The organism is Bradyrhizobium sp. SZCCHNS1050 (assembly GCF_032484785.1).
Taxonomy (GTDB): domain Bacteria; phylum Pseudomonadota; class Alphaproteobacteria; order Rhizobiales; family Xanthobacteraceae; genus Bradyrhizobium.
Map to the genome: position 1 here is coordinate 2315867 of NZ_JAUETR010000001.1, position 15244 is coordinate 2331110.

Annotated in this window: 12 protein-coding genes and 1 tRNA gene; 8 read left to right on the plus strand and 5 right to left on the minus strand. The window is 64.2% G+C overall.

Features of this window, described 5'->3' with window-relative positions; all coding sequences use genetic code 11:
- Positions 1 to 393 precede the first annotated feature (393 nt).
- The 5 genes from QX094_RS10520 to QX094_RS10540 all read left to right on the plus strand — a co-directional run bounded on the left by QX094_RS10520 (position 394) and on the right by QX094_RS10540 (position 4759).
- The gene (locus QX094_RS10520; RefSeq protein WP_315757262.1) at positions 394 to 1032 is read left to right on the plus strand and encodes a recombinase family protein; all 639 of its coding nucleotides are present in this window, start codon (positions 394 to 396) and stop codon (positions 1030 to 1032) included.
- 120 nt (positions 1033 to 1152) lie between these two features.
- Positions 1153 to 2586 carry a methylamine utilization protein MauJ gene (mauJ, locus tag QX094_RS10525; protein WP_316187905.1) on the plus strand — a complete coding sequence of 478 codons (1434 nt, stop codon included), beginning with the start codon at positions 1153 to 1155 and terminating at the stop codon, positions 2584 to 2586.
- 279 nt (positions 2587 to 2865) lie between these two features.
- Positions 2866 to 3075: a hypothetical protein gene (locus tag QX094_RS10530; protein ID WP_315757260.1), complete on the plus strand. Its 210-nt coding sequence runs from the start codon at positions 2866 to 2868 to the stop codon at positions 3073 to 3075.
- A gap of 401 nt (positions 3076 to 3476) precedes the next feature.
- On the plus strand, positions 3477 to 4223 hold the full coding sequence (locus tag QX094_RS10535; protein WP_316187906.1) for a hypothetical protein: 747 nt from the start codon (positions 3477 to 3479) through the stop codon (positions 4221 to 4223).
- Positions 4220 to 4759, plus strand: coding sequence for a type II toxin-antitoxin system VapC family toxin (locus QX094_RS10540; protein ID WP_316187907.1), 540 nt, complete (start codon positions 4220 to 4222; stop codon positions 4757 to 4759). Before QX094_RS10535 ends, QX094_RS10540 begins: the two co-directional genes overlap by 4 nt.
- 103 nt (positions 4760 to 4862) lie before the next feature.
- Here the strand turns inward: QX094_RS10540 and QX094_RS10545 are convergent.
- A tRNA-Ser gene (locus QX094_RS10545) sits at positions 4863 to 4952 on the minus strand.
- Between the two features lie 221 nt (positions 4953 to 5173).
- Between QX094_RS10545 and QX094_RS10550 the strand changes: the two genes are divergently transcribed.
- Positions 5174 to 5518, plus strand: a complete 345-nt coding sequence (locus tag QX094_RS10550; protein ID WP_315717023.1) for a hypothetical protein — start codon at positions 5174 to 5176, stop codon at positions 5516 to 5518.
- A 38-nt stretch (positions 5519 to 5556) separates the two neighbouring features.
- On the opposite strand, the gene QX094_RS10555 is transcribed toward QX094_RS10550, so the two are convergent.
- The 4 genes from QX094_RS10555 to QX094_RS10570 all read right to left on the minus strand — a co-directional run bounded on the left by QX094_RS10555 (position 5557) and on the right by QX094_RS10570 (position 12014).
- Positions 5557 to 7017 carry a trehalose-6-phosphate synthase gene (locus QX094_RS10555; RefSeq protein ID WP_315750791.1) on the minus strand — a complete coding sequence of 487 codons (1461 nt, stop codon included), beginning with the start codon at positions 7015 to 7017 and terminating at the stop codon, positions 5557 to 5559.
- A 216-nt stretch (positions 7018 to 7233) separates the two neighbouring features.
- Positions 7234 to 8055: a trehalose-phosphatase gene (gene otsB / locus QX094_RS10560; protein WP_315750788.1), complete on the minus strand. Its 822-nt coding sequence runs from the start codon at positions 8053 to 8055 to the stop codon at positions 7234 to 7236.
- Positions 8056 to 9570 (minus strand): MFS transporter, encoded by a 1515-nt coding sequence (locus QX094_RS10565; protein ID WP_316172903.1) that lies wholly within the window; start codon positions 9568 to 9570, stop codon positions 8056 to 8058.
- Between the two features lie 407 nt (positions 9571 to 9977).
- Positions 9978 to 12014, minus strand: coding sequence for a HAMP domain-containing methyl-accepting chemotaxis protein (locus QX094_RS10570; protein WP_316173285.1), 2037 nt, complete (start codon positions 12012 to 12014; stop codon positions 9978 to 9980).
- 296 nt (positions 12015 to 12310) lie between these two features.
- Between QX094_RS10570 and QX094_RS10575 the strand changes: the two genes are divergently transcribed.
- Entirely contained in the window at positions 12311 to 12796 is a 486-nt protein-coding gene (locus QX094_RS10575) for a (2Fe-2S)-binding protein (protein WP_315717018.1), read from the plus strand.
- A gap of 99 nt (positions 12797 to 12895) precedes the next feature.
- Positions 12896 to 15241, plus strand: coding sequence for a xanthine dehydrogenase family protein molybdopterin-binding subunit (locus QX094_RS10580; RefSeq protein ID WP_315717017.1), 2346 nt, complete (start codon positions 12896 to 12898; stop codon positions 15239 to 15241).
- The last annotated feature ends 3 nt before the right edge of the window (positions 15242 to 15244 follow it).

Consider the following 15244-nt stretch of genomic DNA (forward strand, 5'->3'; position numbering starts at 1 on the left):
GGTCTTGCTTCAGCTGGGTCGATCGACCTTCGTTATGCCCCGCCGTTGGCTGTTCGCACGAACCGCCCGATGGTCGTTGCCTCGTCCGACAATGCCGCAGCCCGAACAGGTGGCGCAGCCATGGCGGCGGTCGCAGAAGGCGCGGCTACGAGCCGCCGCCGATGAGTCCGATCTGTCGCTTTGCCGACGACAATCCTGAACATCGCCAGTCGGCGCTAGCTACCACGCTAGCCCGTCCAGCGCCTCCTGCAGTGGGGTCTGTCGCAGCTTGTCCGCTAGGGTTTAGGCTTGCGGACACAAACCAAGTTGGTCAAACCGCGTCCGATAGGGTTGACATACCTCAACGGACGCCCTATTCAACGGACATTACCCTATCGTACATGGAGGCCTGTAGTGGCTATCGTTCTCTACGCTCGTGTCTCGACCAAGGACCAGACCCTCGAACATCAGCGCATTCAGGCTGAGGCCGCAGGCTTTAAGATCGACCAAGAGTTGGCAGACCATGGGGTCTCGGGGATCAGCACCCGTCTTGCTGACCGCCCTGAAGGCAAGCGCCTGTTCGACATCCTGCGAAGCGGCGACACGTTGGTGGTGCGGTGGGTTGATCGGCTAGGCCGCAACTACAGCGATGTTTGCGATGCGATCCGCGAGTTTATGCGACGGGGCGTCATCATCCGCACGGTGATCAACAACATGACTTTCGACGGCGCGACCAAGGACCCTATGCAGATGGCCGTCAGAGACGCGCTGATTGCCTTCATGGCAGCAACGGCACAGGCCAATGCGGAGGCAATTAAGGAAGCCCAGCGGGGCGGGATCGCGCTCGCGAAGGCGACCGAGGCAGAGACCAAGTACCGGGGCCGGAAGCCGAGCTTCACAAGGGATCAGTTCCTAGCGGTCTGTGACATGCTCGACCTCTGCACAGGCATCGCAGCGATTGCAGCGGCGACCGGCCTGAGCCGCCAGACCATCTACAGGATCAGAGATGACCGAGCAGCGGCGGAGGCGTCTCTGTCGAACTGGGCGGCCTGAACACTCGCGCAACATTCCAATCCTTCGGTCCCGATCAGTGTTTTCTGTCGGCTGTGCTCGGTGCCCCGGCTATCATCTGAGATTGTAGCGATTCGGCATAACAACAAATAGCAGCAGACCGTGAACGCATCAGCGCCCCAAGCGGAAGCTTCTCCGAAGATCGACAAACCGTTCTGGTCAAGAGAACTCCCCACGTCTAACGACGTGATCAAGGGCGAACTCGCTGAACCCGGTGAATGGGTCGTCGCAAACATTCAGCCCGATGGCTCTTGGCCGGTCAATGCGCAGCGAGTTGAGTGGCGCGGGCATGCGATCTGGATCATCCCGCTGATGAAGAAGCACTATCCTGCCGTAGCGATGAAGGTAGTGCCGGGGGTTAGCCGATCTGATTGCGAAGAGTTGCTGATGCGCTTCGTAAGCAATCTGTCCTGGGTCGAGAGCTGTGGTCACATTGTCGTCGAGCTTTCACGCAGCAACCTGCCTGCTCCACTTGTCCTGCTTAGGGAAAAGGGCATGGTGACCTGCGAGAGCTTCGATCTTTCCTATTTCCCGACCCCGACCGACAGCCGGGCCCCGTTGGCGCTGGCCTTAATGCGTGAGGGGCGGGGCTTGAATCACCCTGCCTATTCCTTCCTGTCGTTCTTCCGTGTCCTTGAAGTCGTCTTCGGCCGCCACAAGTGGAAGAGATGGGTTGAAGCAGCCATTGACACCGTGAACGGCTACGGTGCCCAGGAGGTCGTGCGGATGCTCCGCGCGAAAGGCATTCAGGACATAGGCAACCACCTCTACAAGTCAGGAAGGTGCGCGATTGCCCATGCGAGCGAGCAGCCGATCGTAGACCCGGATAAGCCCGACGACTTTAGACGCTTGACCTCCGAAGCCCCTCTCATTCGCGCCCTGGCACAGAAGGCCATCGAAGAGGGACTAGGCGTCGAAACGCGCAACACGGTCTATCGCAATCACCTACACGAGCTTGCTGGGTTCAAGAAGATACTCGGCGCCGAGGTGATCGAATTGCTGCAGAAGAACAAGGAAGACGCTGTGCAGCGGATGATCGACATTCCCGACATCAACGTCGAGCTGTTCGACAAGCCACCTTACGAGCCGCTCAAGAAATTGACCCCGCGCGTCATGGAGCGTGACGACAAGTCGAGGCTCTACATCCTGTTCAGCTCCGCTGACGAGACGGTTCGGTTCCGCCTGGGTCTGGATTTCGCAGAAGAACGGCTGCTGTTCTCGCCATTCACCGATGTTGGCATCATGGACACCGGAAGTGCGGCATCAGCACGACGTGTGCGTGAGGTGCGACGATTCGAGCAAGAGCTATTCGGGAACGGGCGGCTTCGGATCGTGAATTCCGATACGGGCGAGATCATCAGTTGGAAGGGCGCCTACATCCCCGTTAACATGTTCCAAGATCTAGAGGGCTGCGCAGCCCAGCTCGCGATGTGGGACCGGACAGCAGCAAGGCGCCAGGACTACGAAGACCGCTATGGTGCTCGGCTCGCGTGGTACGCGCAGGGTTATACCATACAGGTCGTCCCGAAGGTGTAGCCGCCTGCGTCCTGGGGGACACATTGGGACTGAGCCTGGGGGACGCCACAATGCGACAGCCGACAACCCCCTGATTTGCTCGCCATCCAGGTCACACGCCTCCTGACGGTGCCTAAGCACCTCTTTCCGCCTTGGACCTAGCTTCCTTCTATTGGAACTAAAACCGTGACTTAGATCATCATCCGGCTGTACAAGAGCCTTAACTTGGAATTAACCTTTAATTAACCATATTTCCTCCCCGAACCTTTACCCATCCTCGGACATTCTAACGGTGCAACAATGCGGCTGATCTCGATGTCTGGCAAAGACGATTCGATGCTCCCCGGCGTACACACCCTTAGGTTTGTGGCGTCCTTTGCGCTGCTCGGCGCGGTTGTCAGCGGCATCGGAGTCGGCTGGATGGATCATTTGCCATTTGACCCGCGAATCTTTGGGGCACTCGGCGGAGCCGCATTAGCTATCGCCGCTAAGGCCGTGCATCGTGCCTGAACGTGGCTGCGTGGTGGGCTGACCTCGTAGGTGTATTTGACGGCAACTGGGTTGACGTGTTGACCCTACTTGTTGCCGTCGCTTACGCTGCCTATGAGTGTCACCGTGAGCCCGGTCAACGATATATCTCGAGAGAGACCGGTCAGGCTGTAGCTCATGGGGCCGCCCTGTTTCCTTTGGTGCTCCTCATGGGGGCTAGCGTATCGAGTCACGCCCTAGACGCGCTTCTCCACTCTCACAAGATCATACTCTCGGTGGCCGGCGCGGTCGCACTCCTTTCCATCTTGGAAGAAAGCCCGCCCTCCTAGGTACACGCCTCCCATTTAAAGCTGACGCACGACCATAATTCTTGCTCAACAATGCTCGCGTAGGAGTAGGCTCGACTTCCGAGGAAGCAGGTCATGAGCACTGAGTATCGCCTTCGCATCGACGGTGACTTGACGCCTGCCACCTTCCCGATGGAACGGCTGGGCGAGTATCTGTCCGCACTGGCCAAGTTGCTCGGAGAACCCCCCAACGTCCATTTCTCGGACCTAATCACTGGCTCCGCGATAGTCGCGGTCAAAGTCGATGACGCCGCCACCAAAACGGTTGTCGAGCGGGTTCGAGCGGTTCACGCGGGGCACGGCCCTTCCGATGCCCTGAAGGCTTACGGGCAGCTCGACGCCTTGCTGTGGCAGGACGGTGCAACAGCCACCCTCGTCAGCGAGGAGATGGGCATTGTGATCCCGTTCCGGGGGAAGGACCGGCCCGAGCCAGTCGTCTTCGGCCCCTTTAAGCAGGACGGCACTGTAGACGGACAGGTCATCCGGGTCGGAGGAACGGGCGACACGATACCTGTTCACCTGCGCGACGGCGACACGATCCATTCGCACCTCTACGGCTCCACCGACGTCGCTCGCAGGATCGCGCAGCACCTGTTCGGGCCTACAGTGCGGGTTCACGGAACAGGCACTTGGTTTCGGACTGCAGAGGGCATCTGGGAACTGAGGTCGTTTCGGATCACAGAGTTCGAGGTGCTCGGTGACGAGCCGCTCGCCGATGTCATTCGCAACATTCGAGCGGAGAGCGGCAGCAAGTGGAATGAACTGCCCGATCCCGTGCGGCTCTTGATGGAGCAGCGCCGCGACGAGGGCGACCTTCAATGACTGTTGTCTTCGACGCTTCCGTCCTGATCTACATCATTGACCCGAACGCCCCTGCCCCTATCGACACCGCTACAGGGCAGAGTGTGCCGCAGTGTAAGGAACGGGTTGAGCATCTCATCAACGAGCTGCAGAAGGATGGCGCGAAGATCATCATTCCGACACCGGCCCTCGGTGAGGTTCTGGTGCGTGCTGCAAACGCCTCCAAGATACTGACCCAGCTCACCTCCTCGAAGCACTTCAAGGTCGTTCCATTCGACGAGAAGGCCGCTGTCGAATTTTCGCTGATGCAATCCACGCGGACGACAAAGTCTACTGCAAGTCGGACTAAGGCCAAGTTCGATGACCAGATCGTCGCCATTGCCCGAGTTGAGAGGGCATCGGTCATCTACTCGGACGATGCCGACATCGCGAAGATGTCAGGCTCTTCAGTCGCAGTCATCGGGATCGCGGCTCTTCCGTTGCCTCCAGCCCCGAAGCCCCGAGACCCAGACCTATTCGATTTGGAGCAGCGCGATCAGCCGCAACCGGGTTCATAGCGGTCGCCGTGGGGGACACATTGGGGGGCTCCATGGGGGACACATCGATCCCGCGCCCACCTAAGTTATTGATTTTGTTAAGTGAGATAGCCATCTGGCGGAGTGGCGGAGAGAGTGGGATTCGAACCCACGGTACGGTTTCCCGCACACACGCTTTCCAAGCGTGCGCCTTAAGCCACTCGGCCATCTCTCCGGCGGCCCTCTCTTGGCGGGGTCGGCGCCGTTTTGCAAGCCGGGCGGGGGCCTCGGCGGCAAATTTCCCCCAAATCGCTGATAAAAATCATCAATCCGCCCTGGTTGCGGGCTCGGCCGGGGGCCGCCGCCGCTCGCCGGCCGATCGATGAACCGGCCGGCCGGGCGGCACGACCACTGATTTGCAGCCCGTCGGTCCGGCTGCGCACGAGGGACCTCGCGATGCCGTCATCCACCCCTGCCCGTCTCGCCGTGCTGCTGGCGGCAGCATTCAGCCTGACTGCCGCCGGCCCGGCGCGCGCCGATCAATGCACCAAGCAGGGCGTCGACGTGACCTGCGACGACGGCCGCAAGGGGATCTGGCAGGGCGATGCGATCCTGTGGCCGGACGGGACCAAGTCCAGCCTGAAGCCGCACCCGTCCGTCATCGTCGGCAACAAGGCATCGGTGGTGGTGGGACCCGGCGTGTTCGTCGGACAGGGCAACGGGATGGTGCCGATGGACAATCCGAGTTCGCCGAACAAGCTGCGCTGCGCCGTGCTCGACGGCGTCTCCTACTGCCATTGAGCCTCGCCGCCGTGCGGCGGCGAGGTGTAACGCCCGGTTCAGTGATAGCGCGCGCCGGGCGACAGCATGCGGCCGGCCAGAAAACCCGCCGGCGCTGCAGGCAGAGGCTCGATCTCGACCTCGGCCGAGTCACCGTCCTGCAGGGTCTCGACGAAGTCGGCAAACCATTGCTGGATCGAATGGCGGCGCAGCTTCGTCATCATGATCTCATAGCGCATGCGGCGCTCGTTGAGCGGCATCGACAGCGCCATCGCGATCGTCCGCGCCATGCCGTCGATGTCATGCGGATTGACGATCAGCGCCGCGTCGAGCTCGTTGGCGGCGCCGGCGAATTTCGACAGCACCAGCACGCCGGGATCGACCGGGCTCTGCGCGGCGACATACTCCTTCGCCACCAGGTTCATGCCGTCGTGCAGCGGCGTGACGACGCCGACCTGGGCGCTGCGATAGAGGCCGGCCAGCACGCCCTGACCATAGCCCTTGTTGAGGTAGCGGATCGGCGTCCAGTCGACCTCGCCGTGGCGGCCATTGACCTCGCTGACGAGGCGCGCGACCTCGCTCTGCAGATTGCCATAGGCCTCGATCGATTCGCGCGACGGCGTTGCGATCTGCAGCAGCGACACGGCGCGCAGCAGGCTCGGGTGCATCGTCCACATCCGGTCGAACGCGTTGATGCGGTTGACGAGGCCCTTGGAGTAGTCGAGCCGATCGACGCCGATGGCGAGCTTCTCGCCGTGCAGGCTGCGGCGCAGCCGCGACACGTCCGGATGCGCCACCGCCTTCGCCGCCTGCTGCGCAAACTTGTCGGCATCGATGCCGATCGGGAACACCGCCAGACGGGTGCGGCCGTGCAGCGACCTGACCACGCCGTCACGCACCTGCAAGCCGAGATCGGCGCGGATGCAGGCGGTGAAGTTCTCGCGATCGTCCTCGGTCTGGAAGCCGATCAGATCATAGGCGAGCATCGCGGTGACGAGATCGCGGTGATTCGGCACGCTGTCGATGACGCTGCGCGCGGGCCACGGCGTGTGAAGGAAGAAACCGATCGGGCTCTTGACACCGAGCGTGCGCAACTCCGCGCCGAGCGACAGGAAGTGATAGTCCTGGATCCAGAACAAGGTGTCCGGCTTCTGGAACCGGAGCAGCGCGCGCGCCACGAAGGCGTTGACCTCGCGATAGGACCGATAGTCATCATGCGAGACGCTGATCAGATCGCTGCGTGAATGCAGCGCCGGCCACAGCGCCGAATTGGCGAAGCCTTCGTAGTAGCCGGCATAGTGCGCAGCCGGCAGATCCAGCAGCGCGAGCGCGCCTTCACCGATCTGCTCGATCTCCGCGATCGGTTCCGTCTGCGCGCCGTCGCGCACACGTCCCGAAGATCCCACCCATACTGCCCCCGATTTCTCCACGATGGGCAGCAATGCTGCCGCAAGTCCGCCGGTCATTGGCTCGTTGGCTTTGCCACGTGCCACCCGATTCGAAACCACGACGAGGTTCACAGCTCCCTCCTGTTGGTCATGTCGGTTAACAGCTGTTCATCAATATGGTTCCAGGCCACCCTTTCAACCAAATGAAACCAAATTCGGGCATTCGCGCGGTGTAATCACAGCGTCAATCAAGTCAGAACGTTTCTAATCAAGAGCGACGCATGCAACATGCGAATGCATGGCGGATGGAACTAATAACGCGGCGATACCGAGCCACTGCGCGGACCGCTAGGTCGATGAATTAGTTCCGCCGTCGGCGAGGCGCGCCAGGAACGCGCGCACGTCGTCCGGAGCGTCGAAATGTCCGTCGACACCGAGCGCCCGACGGCCGACCGAGAACGACAGGCCGGCGAAATCCGGCATGATCGCGAACACCGTCTCGTCGGTGACGTCGTCGCCGATGAAGAACGGCTTGCGTCCCTTGAAGGGCGCGTGCCGCATCAGCTCGCGCACGCCGCTCGCCTTGGTGAAGCCGGCATGCTTGATCTCGCACACACATTTTCCGGGCAGCACCTCGATCGGCGCCTCCGGCAACTCGGCGCGGATGCGCGACACCTCCTCGTAGATCGCCTTCTCCGCCTGCGGCGCGAGGCGATAATGCAGCGCCAGCGAGTACCCCTTGTCCTCGAGCAGAATGCCGGGGCTGAGCTTGGCGATCGCAGCGAGCCTGCGCTTCAGCTCCTTGTCCAGCGGCGGCGCCTTGATCGCATCCGCCTCACCGCCGCCGCCGAGCCGCATCTCCGCGCCATGACCGCCGACGGCGGGGTAGACCTCCGGCGCGAAGATGAGATCGATGTCGTTGAGTGAGCGGCCCGAGACCAGCGCCAGCGCGCCGGAGGTTCGTTGCAGCAACGCGTTGAGTGCCTCGGCAAGGCCCGGCGGGACCCACACCTCGCGCGGTGTCGGCGCGAGATCGAGCAGGGTGCCGTCGATATCGAGCAGGATCGCCACCTCGCGAAGATGCGGCACGAGACTCACCGGCGTCGGAACGATCTCGGCGGGCTCCGCCGCAGGAGAACCGATCAGATCGGAGTTGTCGGACATCATCATCTACTCCATGACAGCGAGCGGGCGCGCCACCTGCTCGAGCGATTTGCGCTCGGCCGCGATGGCATAGCGCCAAGCGACGAGCGCCGCCACCAGCATCAGCGCGGCACCGAACAGATAGCCGCCGAACACCGCGCCGCGCGCCCCGCTGTCGAGCAGCGCGCCGAACAGCGCGGGTCCCGCCACGCCGCCGATCCCGGTGCCGATGGCGTAGAACAGCGCGATCGCGAGCGCGCGCACTTCCAGCGGAAAATTCTCCGACACGGTGAGATAGGCGGCGCTCGCCGCCGGTGACGCGAAGAAGAAGATCACCATCCAGGCCGCGGTCTGCGTCGCGGCGCTCAGCACTCCGATCGAGAACAGATAGCCGGTGAGCGCGAGCAGCACGCCGGAGACGCCATAGGTGAAGGTGATCATGGCGCGGCGCCCGAGCGTGTCGAATAGACGGCCGAGCAGCAGCGGTCCGAGCACGTTGCCGGCCGCGAAGGGCAGGATGTACCAGCCGACATGATCGGACTTGATGCCGTAGAAGTCGGTCAGCACCAGCGCGAAGGTGAAGAAGATCGCGTTGTAGAAGAACGCCTGGGCGATCATCAGCGTCAACCCGACCAGCGAGCGCTGACGATAGACCGAGAACAGCGTATGCGCGACCTCTCGTAACGGCGTGTGGCTACGCATCCGCAGCCGCATCCTCGGCAATTCCTTAGCGCGCGCCTCGCGGTCGTGGCCGGTGACGTCGCGTTCGATCTCCGCCACGATCCGATGCGCCTCTTCGGGATGGCCGTGAATCATCAGCCAGCGCGGACTTTCCGGAATCCACATCCGCATGACCAGCACGACCAGGCCGAGACAGGCGCCGATGCCGTAGGCCAGCCGCCAGCCGACATCCGGGCCGGCGACATCAGGATCAAGCAGCACGATGGCGCCGACGGCGCCGAGCGCGGCCCCCAGCCAGAAGCTGCCGTTGATCATGAGATCGGTCCAGCCGCGATAGCGCGCCGGCACCAGCTCCTGGATCGTCGAATTGATCGCGGTATACTCGCCGCCGATGCCGGCGCCGGTCAGGAAGCGAAACAGCGCGTAGGTCGCGACATTCCACGACAAGGCGGTGGCGGCCGTCGCGGACAGATAGAGCGCGAGCGTGATGAAGAACAGCTTCCGGCGGCCGATGCGGTCGGTCAGCCAGCCGAAGCCGAGCGCGCCGAGCACGGCGCCGGCGAGATAGGCGCTGTTGGCAAGCCCGATCTCGAGATTGGAGAAATGCAGCGCCGGGCTCTGCTTGAGTGCGCCCGACAAGGCGCCGGCGAGCGTCACCTCGAGCCCATCGAGCACCCAGGTGATGCCGAGCGCCAGCACGACGCGGGTGTGAAAGGCGCTCCAGCGGAGGTCGTCGAGCCGGGCGGGGATGTTGGTTTCGATGATTCGATCCTGGCCAGCCGTGTCGCCCGGCGGCGCGCTGGATTGCGGCGCTGACGTGATGACGCGGAGGTGCGGAAAGGATGCCTGTCGGGGTGCCATGGAATCCCAATGCGACGGCGCGGGTCGCACCGCATGCTCGACCGAGAGGATGAAGCAAATGCGGCAATGAAACCCTGCCGCTGCGACCCAACGTCTCGCCGCGCGCTGGGTTCCCGGAAGTGGGGCGGGGTTCGGCGCTCGACCCGCCCCGGGGGGGCGCAGCGTTTCCGGGGTGAGGCCCAGGCGCGCCTCATTTCAGGTGTCGTCCCGGGCAAGCGGGCGGAGCGAGCGCGATCCGGGATCCATACCGCGTGGTGCAAGATTGGGGCACGCGATCGATACCGCCCGCGACACATCTGCCGCGGCGTATGGATCCCGGCGTTCGCCGGGATGACAGCGGAGGGGTTGGCCGCGGGCTCGCCAACGCATCTGCGAGCGGCGTGAAGACCAGCCTGTCGCCGCAAAACTCACGCCGCGCGGATGTTCGCCATGAAGCGGTTGAGCTCCGCGCGCAGGCGGGCGCTTTCCGAGGACAGCGACTGGGCCGAGCGCAGCACCTCCTCCGAGGCCTCGCCGGTCTGGGTCGCGCCGCGATTGACCTGGGTGATATCGGCTGCCGCGGCCTGCGTGCCTGCCGCGACGCTCTGCACGTTCCTGGCGATCTCCTGGGTCGCGCCGCCCTGCTGCTCGACCGCGGTCGCGATCGACGAGGCGATGGTCGAGATCTGGCGGATGGTGCCGCCGATCTGCTTGATCGCCGTCACCGACTCCTGGGTCGCCGCCTGCATGCCGGAGATGTGGTTGGAGATGTCGTCGGTCGCCTTGGCGGTCTGCTCGGCCAACGACTTGACCTCGGAAGCCACCACCGCAAACCCGCGGCCGGCATCGCCGGCGCGGGCGGCCTCGATGGTCGCGTTCAGCGCCAGCAGGTTGGTCTGCTCGGCGATCGCGGTGATCAGCTTGACGACGTCGCCGATCTCCTGCGCTGCACGCGACAGCTTGCCGATGCGCCCGTCGGTCTCCTCGGCCTGGGCCACGGCTGACTCCGCGATGCGGCTGGACTCGCGGACCTGGCGGCCGATCTCGTCGACCGAGGCCGACAGCTCGTCGGTCGCGCTCGCCACCGAGTGGATGCGGCCCGTGGCCTGGTCGGAGGTGCCGCTCACGCGGCTCGCCAGCGACTGCGTGGTCTCGGCGGTGCGCGTCAGGGTCGAAGCCGCCTGCTCGAGGTGCTCGGCCGAGCTCGAGACGTTGGACACGATCGAGCCGACGGCGGTCTCGAACTCGTCGGCGAAGCGGATGAGCTCGGCCCGGCGCGCGGCGCCCGCAGCCTTGTTCTGGGCGTCCTGCGTCGCGGCGTCGCGCTCGGCCTTGGCCACCGCCTGGACCTTGAACTCCTCGACGGCGGCCGCCATCTCGCCGATCTCATCGGCGCGCCCGAGGCCGGGCAGCCGGACGTCGAAATTGCCCGAGGCGAGCTCGCGCATCGCCTTGCACATCGTGATCATCGGCCTGGAAATGCCGTTGCCGAGCATCAGCGCCAGCACGGCGCCGAGCGTCAGCCCGCCGATCGCCAGCATCGCGATCAGCCGTTCGATGTCCGCGATGGTGGTGTTGGCGGCGGCCTCGATGCGCTGCTGGTCGGAGGCGACCTCGGATTTCAGCCCGTTCGACAGCGCGATGATCTCGGTCCCGACGACGCCCATCTCCTGTTCGAGCTTGCCGAGCGCTTTCATGTTCTCCGACAGCTTGATGAAGGCGGCGCGGTACTGCTTGATCAGGTCGCCGAGCTCGGCGACGCGCTGGGTGATCTTCTCGTCATTGGCATAGATCGTCACCAGCGAGGTTTCCAGGAAGCGCGTGCGCGCGATGGCGCCGTCGGCCGTCTTGGCATCGGGCTTGGCGATGTAGGTCCCGACCAGCGCGGACACGGTCAGGTACTGGCCGGTGAGGTCCTTGGCCGTCGTCTGCACGGACGGCAGGCCGGCGAGCGCGGCGGTGTCCGCCAGATCATCGAACTTGAAGCGGATCTTGTTGCCGATGATGCCGATCTGGTCGGTCGCCAGCTTCGCGTTCTCGCGGGTCAGGGCAACGATGCTCGAGAATGTCTTGGCGAAGGCCTGAAACTGCGCCTGCAGCTTGCCGACCTGCGCCCGCCGCTCGGCGCCGGTCGCGGCCATCGATTTGTCGATCGCGGCCTGGAGCGCCTGCTGGGCAGCGGTGGCCGCCGCCTCGTCGTCGGCTTTGCCGGTCAGGGCATAGTAACGGGCGAGAGCCTGGTACGAGACCAGCTCGCGATCGATGGTGCGGGTGGTGTCGGCTTCCGCAACGCTGCTGCGATAGGCCGCCACCGCCGCGGCGACCCGCTCGAACCCCAGATAGGAGAAGCCGATGCTGACGGCGGAGATGGCCAGCACCACGGCAAAGCCCAGGAAGATCTTGCCGCGAAATCGCAGGGTCAGAAAATTGGCACGCCGCGACTGCGGCGCAAGCTGCGCAGACATTCCCACCCCCGACACGCCATTCTTTATATTGGCCAGAAACCAACCGCCCGGCAGCAACGCACCAGAGCGTGATCAAAACTACGTCACAATGGCTAAGGGGCGGTAAATGGGCGGCATCGGCCTGCGGCCTGCGCTCACCCGCGCCGGTGCCGCCTCGCGTGGCGTGCCACATGCGACCGAATCGCCGAGGCCGCGCGCAAGACGTCGCAATGACATCAGAGACGAAAATTCGAGTTGCAAAGTCCTGAGGGCGCTGTTTCTAATCAGAATAAGAAAAATTCATCGGGAGGTTACTCGTGTCGACAGTCAAACTGACGGTGAACGGCAAGGCGGTCTCGGTCGAGGCCGAGGATCGCACCCTGCTCGTTCACCTCCTGCGGGATCATCTGAACCTCACCGGCACCCATGTCGGCTGTGACACCAGCCAATGCGGCGCCTGCGTCGTCCATATCGACGGCCGTGCCGTGAAATCCTGCACCGTGCTGGCCGGCCAGGCCGCGGGCGCCAACGTCACCACCATCGAAGGCATCGCCAAGGGTGACGAGCTGCACCCGATGCAGGCGGCCTTCCGCGACAATCACGGCCTGCAATGCGGTTATTGCACGCCGGGGATGATCATGTCGGCCATCGACATTGTGCACCGCCACGGAGGCGAGCTCGACGAGAGCACGGTGCGTGAGGAGCTGGAAGGCAACATCTGCCGCTGCACCGGCTATCACAACATCGTCAAGGCCGTGCTCGACGCTGCCGGACGGATGAAGGTCGCGCAAGCTGCCGAATAAGGCCGGCGAGAGCCGCCGTTTACCGCAATACCGAGACCACGACCGCTGCGCGCGATGGCCGCGGCGGGACAATAGAACTCCGGTAGGGGAGAGATTCGCATGGGTATGGAAGGCATTGGCGCCAGCGTCGTCCGCAAGGAGGACAAGCGTTTCATCACCGGCAAGGGCCGTTACGTCGACGACGTCAAGCTGTTGGGCATGACCTTTGCCCATTTCATCCGCAGCCCGCACGCGCACGCAAAGGTCAAGAGCATCGACTCCTCGGCCGCCGAGGCAATGCCCGGCGTGGTCGCGGTGCTCACGGGCAGGCAGATCGTCGACGACAAGGTCGGCAATCTGATCTGCGGCTGGGCCATCACCTCGAAGGACGGCTCGCCGATGAGGATGGGCGCATGGCCGGCGATGGCGCCGGAGACCGTGCGATTCGTCGGCCAGGCCGTGGCGGTCGTGATCGCCGAGAGCAAGAACCTCGCCCGTGACGCCGCCGAGGCCGTCGTGGTCGAATATGAGGAGCTGCCGGCGGTCGCCGACATGCCCTCCGCGCTGAAGCCCGGCGCGCCGCAGCTTCACCCGGAGGCCCCCGGCAACGTCGTCTATGACTGGCATATTGGCGACGAGGGGGCGGTCAACGCCGCCTTCGCCAAGGCCGCCAACGTCGTCACCCTGGAATTGACCAACAACCGGCTGGCGCCGAACGCGATGGAGCCGCGCGCGGCGATCGCCGAGTACGATGCGGCCGAGGAGCATTTCACGCTCTATACGACGTCGCAGAACCCGCACGTCGCTCGCCTGGTGCTGTCGGCGTTCTACAACATCGCACCAGAACACAAGCTGCGCGTCATCGCGCCCGACGTCGGCGGCGGCTTCGGCTCCAAGATCTTCATCTATCCCGAGGAGATGGTGGCGCTGTGGGCCTCCAAGAAGGTCGGCCGTCCGGTGAAGTGGACCGGCGATCGCACCGAGGCGTTCCTGACCGACGCGCACGGCCGCGACCACATCTCCAAGGCCGAGATGGCGCTCGATGCCGACAACAAGATCCTGGGGCTGCGGGTCAAGACCCACGCCAATTTCGGCGCCTACATGTCGCTGTTCTCGTCCTCGGTGCCGACCTATCTGTACGCGACCCTGCTGTCGGGCCAGTACAACATCCCGGCGATCTATGCCGAGGTGATGGGCGTCTACACCAACACCACGCCGGTCGACGCCTATCGTGGCGCCGGACGCCCTGAGGCGAGCTACCTGCTGGAGCGGCTGATGGAGACCGCAGCGCGGCAGCTCAAGGTCGATCCGGCCGAGCTGCGGCGCAAGAACTTCATCACCCAGTTCCCGCACCAGACCCCGGTGATCATGGCCTACGACACCGGCGACTTCAACGCCTCGCTCGACGCGGCGATGAAGGCGATCGACTACGCCGGCTTCCCGGCGCGCAAGGCGGCCGCCAAGGCGCAGGGCAAGCTGCGCGGCCTCGGCTTCTCCTGCTACATCGAGGCCTGCGGCATCGCGCCGTCAAAGGCAGTCGGCAGCCTTGGCGCCGGCGTCGGTCTGTGGGAATCGGCCGAGATCCGCGTCAACCCGGTCGGCACCATCGAGGTGCTCACCGGATCACACAGCCACGGCCAGGGCCACGAGACCACCTTCTGCCAGCTGATCGCCGAGCGCCTGGGCGTGCCGATCAGCCAAGTCTCGATCGTTCATGGCGACACCGACAAGGTGCAGTTCGGCATGGGCACCTACGGCTCGCGCTCGGCCGCAGTCGGCCTCACCGCGATCCTCAAGGCGATGGAGAAGGTCGAGGCCAAGGCCAAGAAGATCGCAGCCCACGCGCTGGAGGCCTCGGAAGGCGACATCGTCATCGAGAACGGCGAGTTCAAGGTGACCGGCACTGACAAGTCGATCGCGCTGCCGATGGTCGCGCTCGCTGCCTACACCGCGCACAACCTGCCGGACGGCATGGAGCCCGGATTGAAGGAGACTGCTTTCTACGATCCGACCAACTTCACCTTCCCCGCCGGCACCTATATCTGCGAGCTCGAGGTCGACGAGGCCACCGGCAAGACGTCGTTCGTCAACTTCGTCGCGGCGGACGATTTCGGCCGGCTGATCAACCCGATGATCGTCGAGGGCCAGGTCCATGGCGGTCTGGTCCAGGGCATTGGCCAGGCGCTGCTCGAGCACGCAATCTATGACAGCAACGGCCAGCCGGTGACGGCATCGTTCATGGACTACGCGATGCCGCGCGCCGACGACGTGCCGTCCTTCAAGCTGAGCCACACCACGACCCTGTGCCCGGGTAATCCGCTCGGCGTGAAGGGCTGCGGTGAGGCCGGCGCGATCGGCGCATCCGCCGCCGTGATCAACGCGATCACGGATGCGATCGGCAACAACAAGCTGGAAATGCCGGCGACGCCAGACCGCGTCTGGCACGCGATCCACGGCAACGCCTGATCG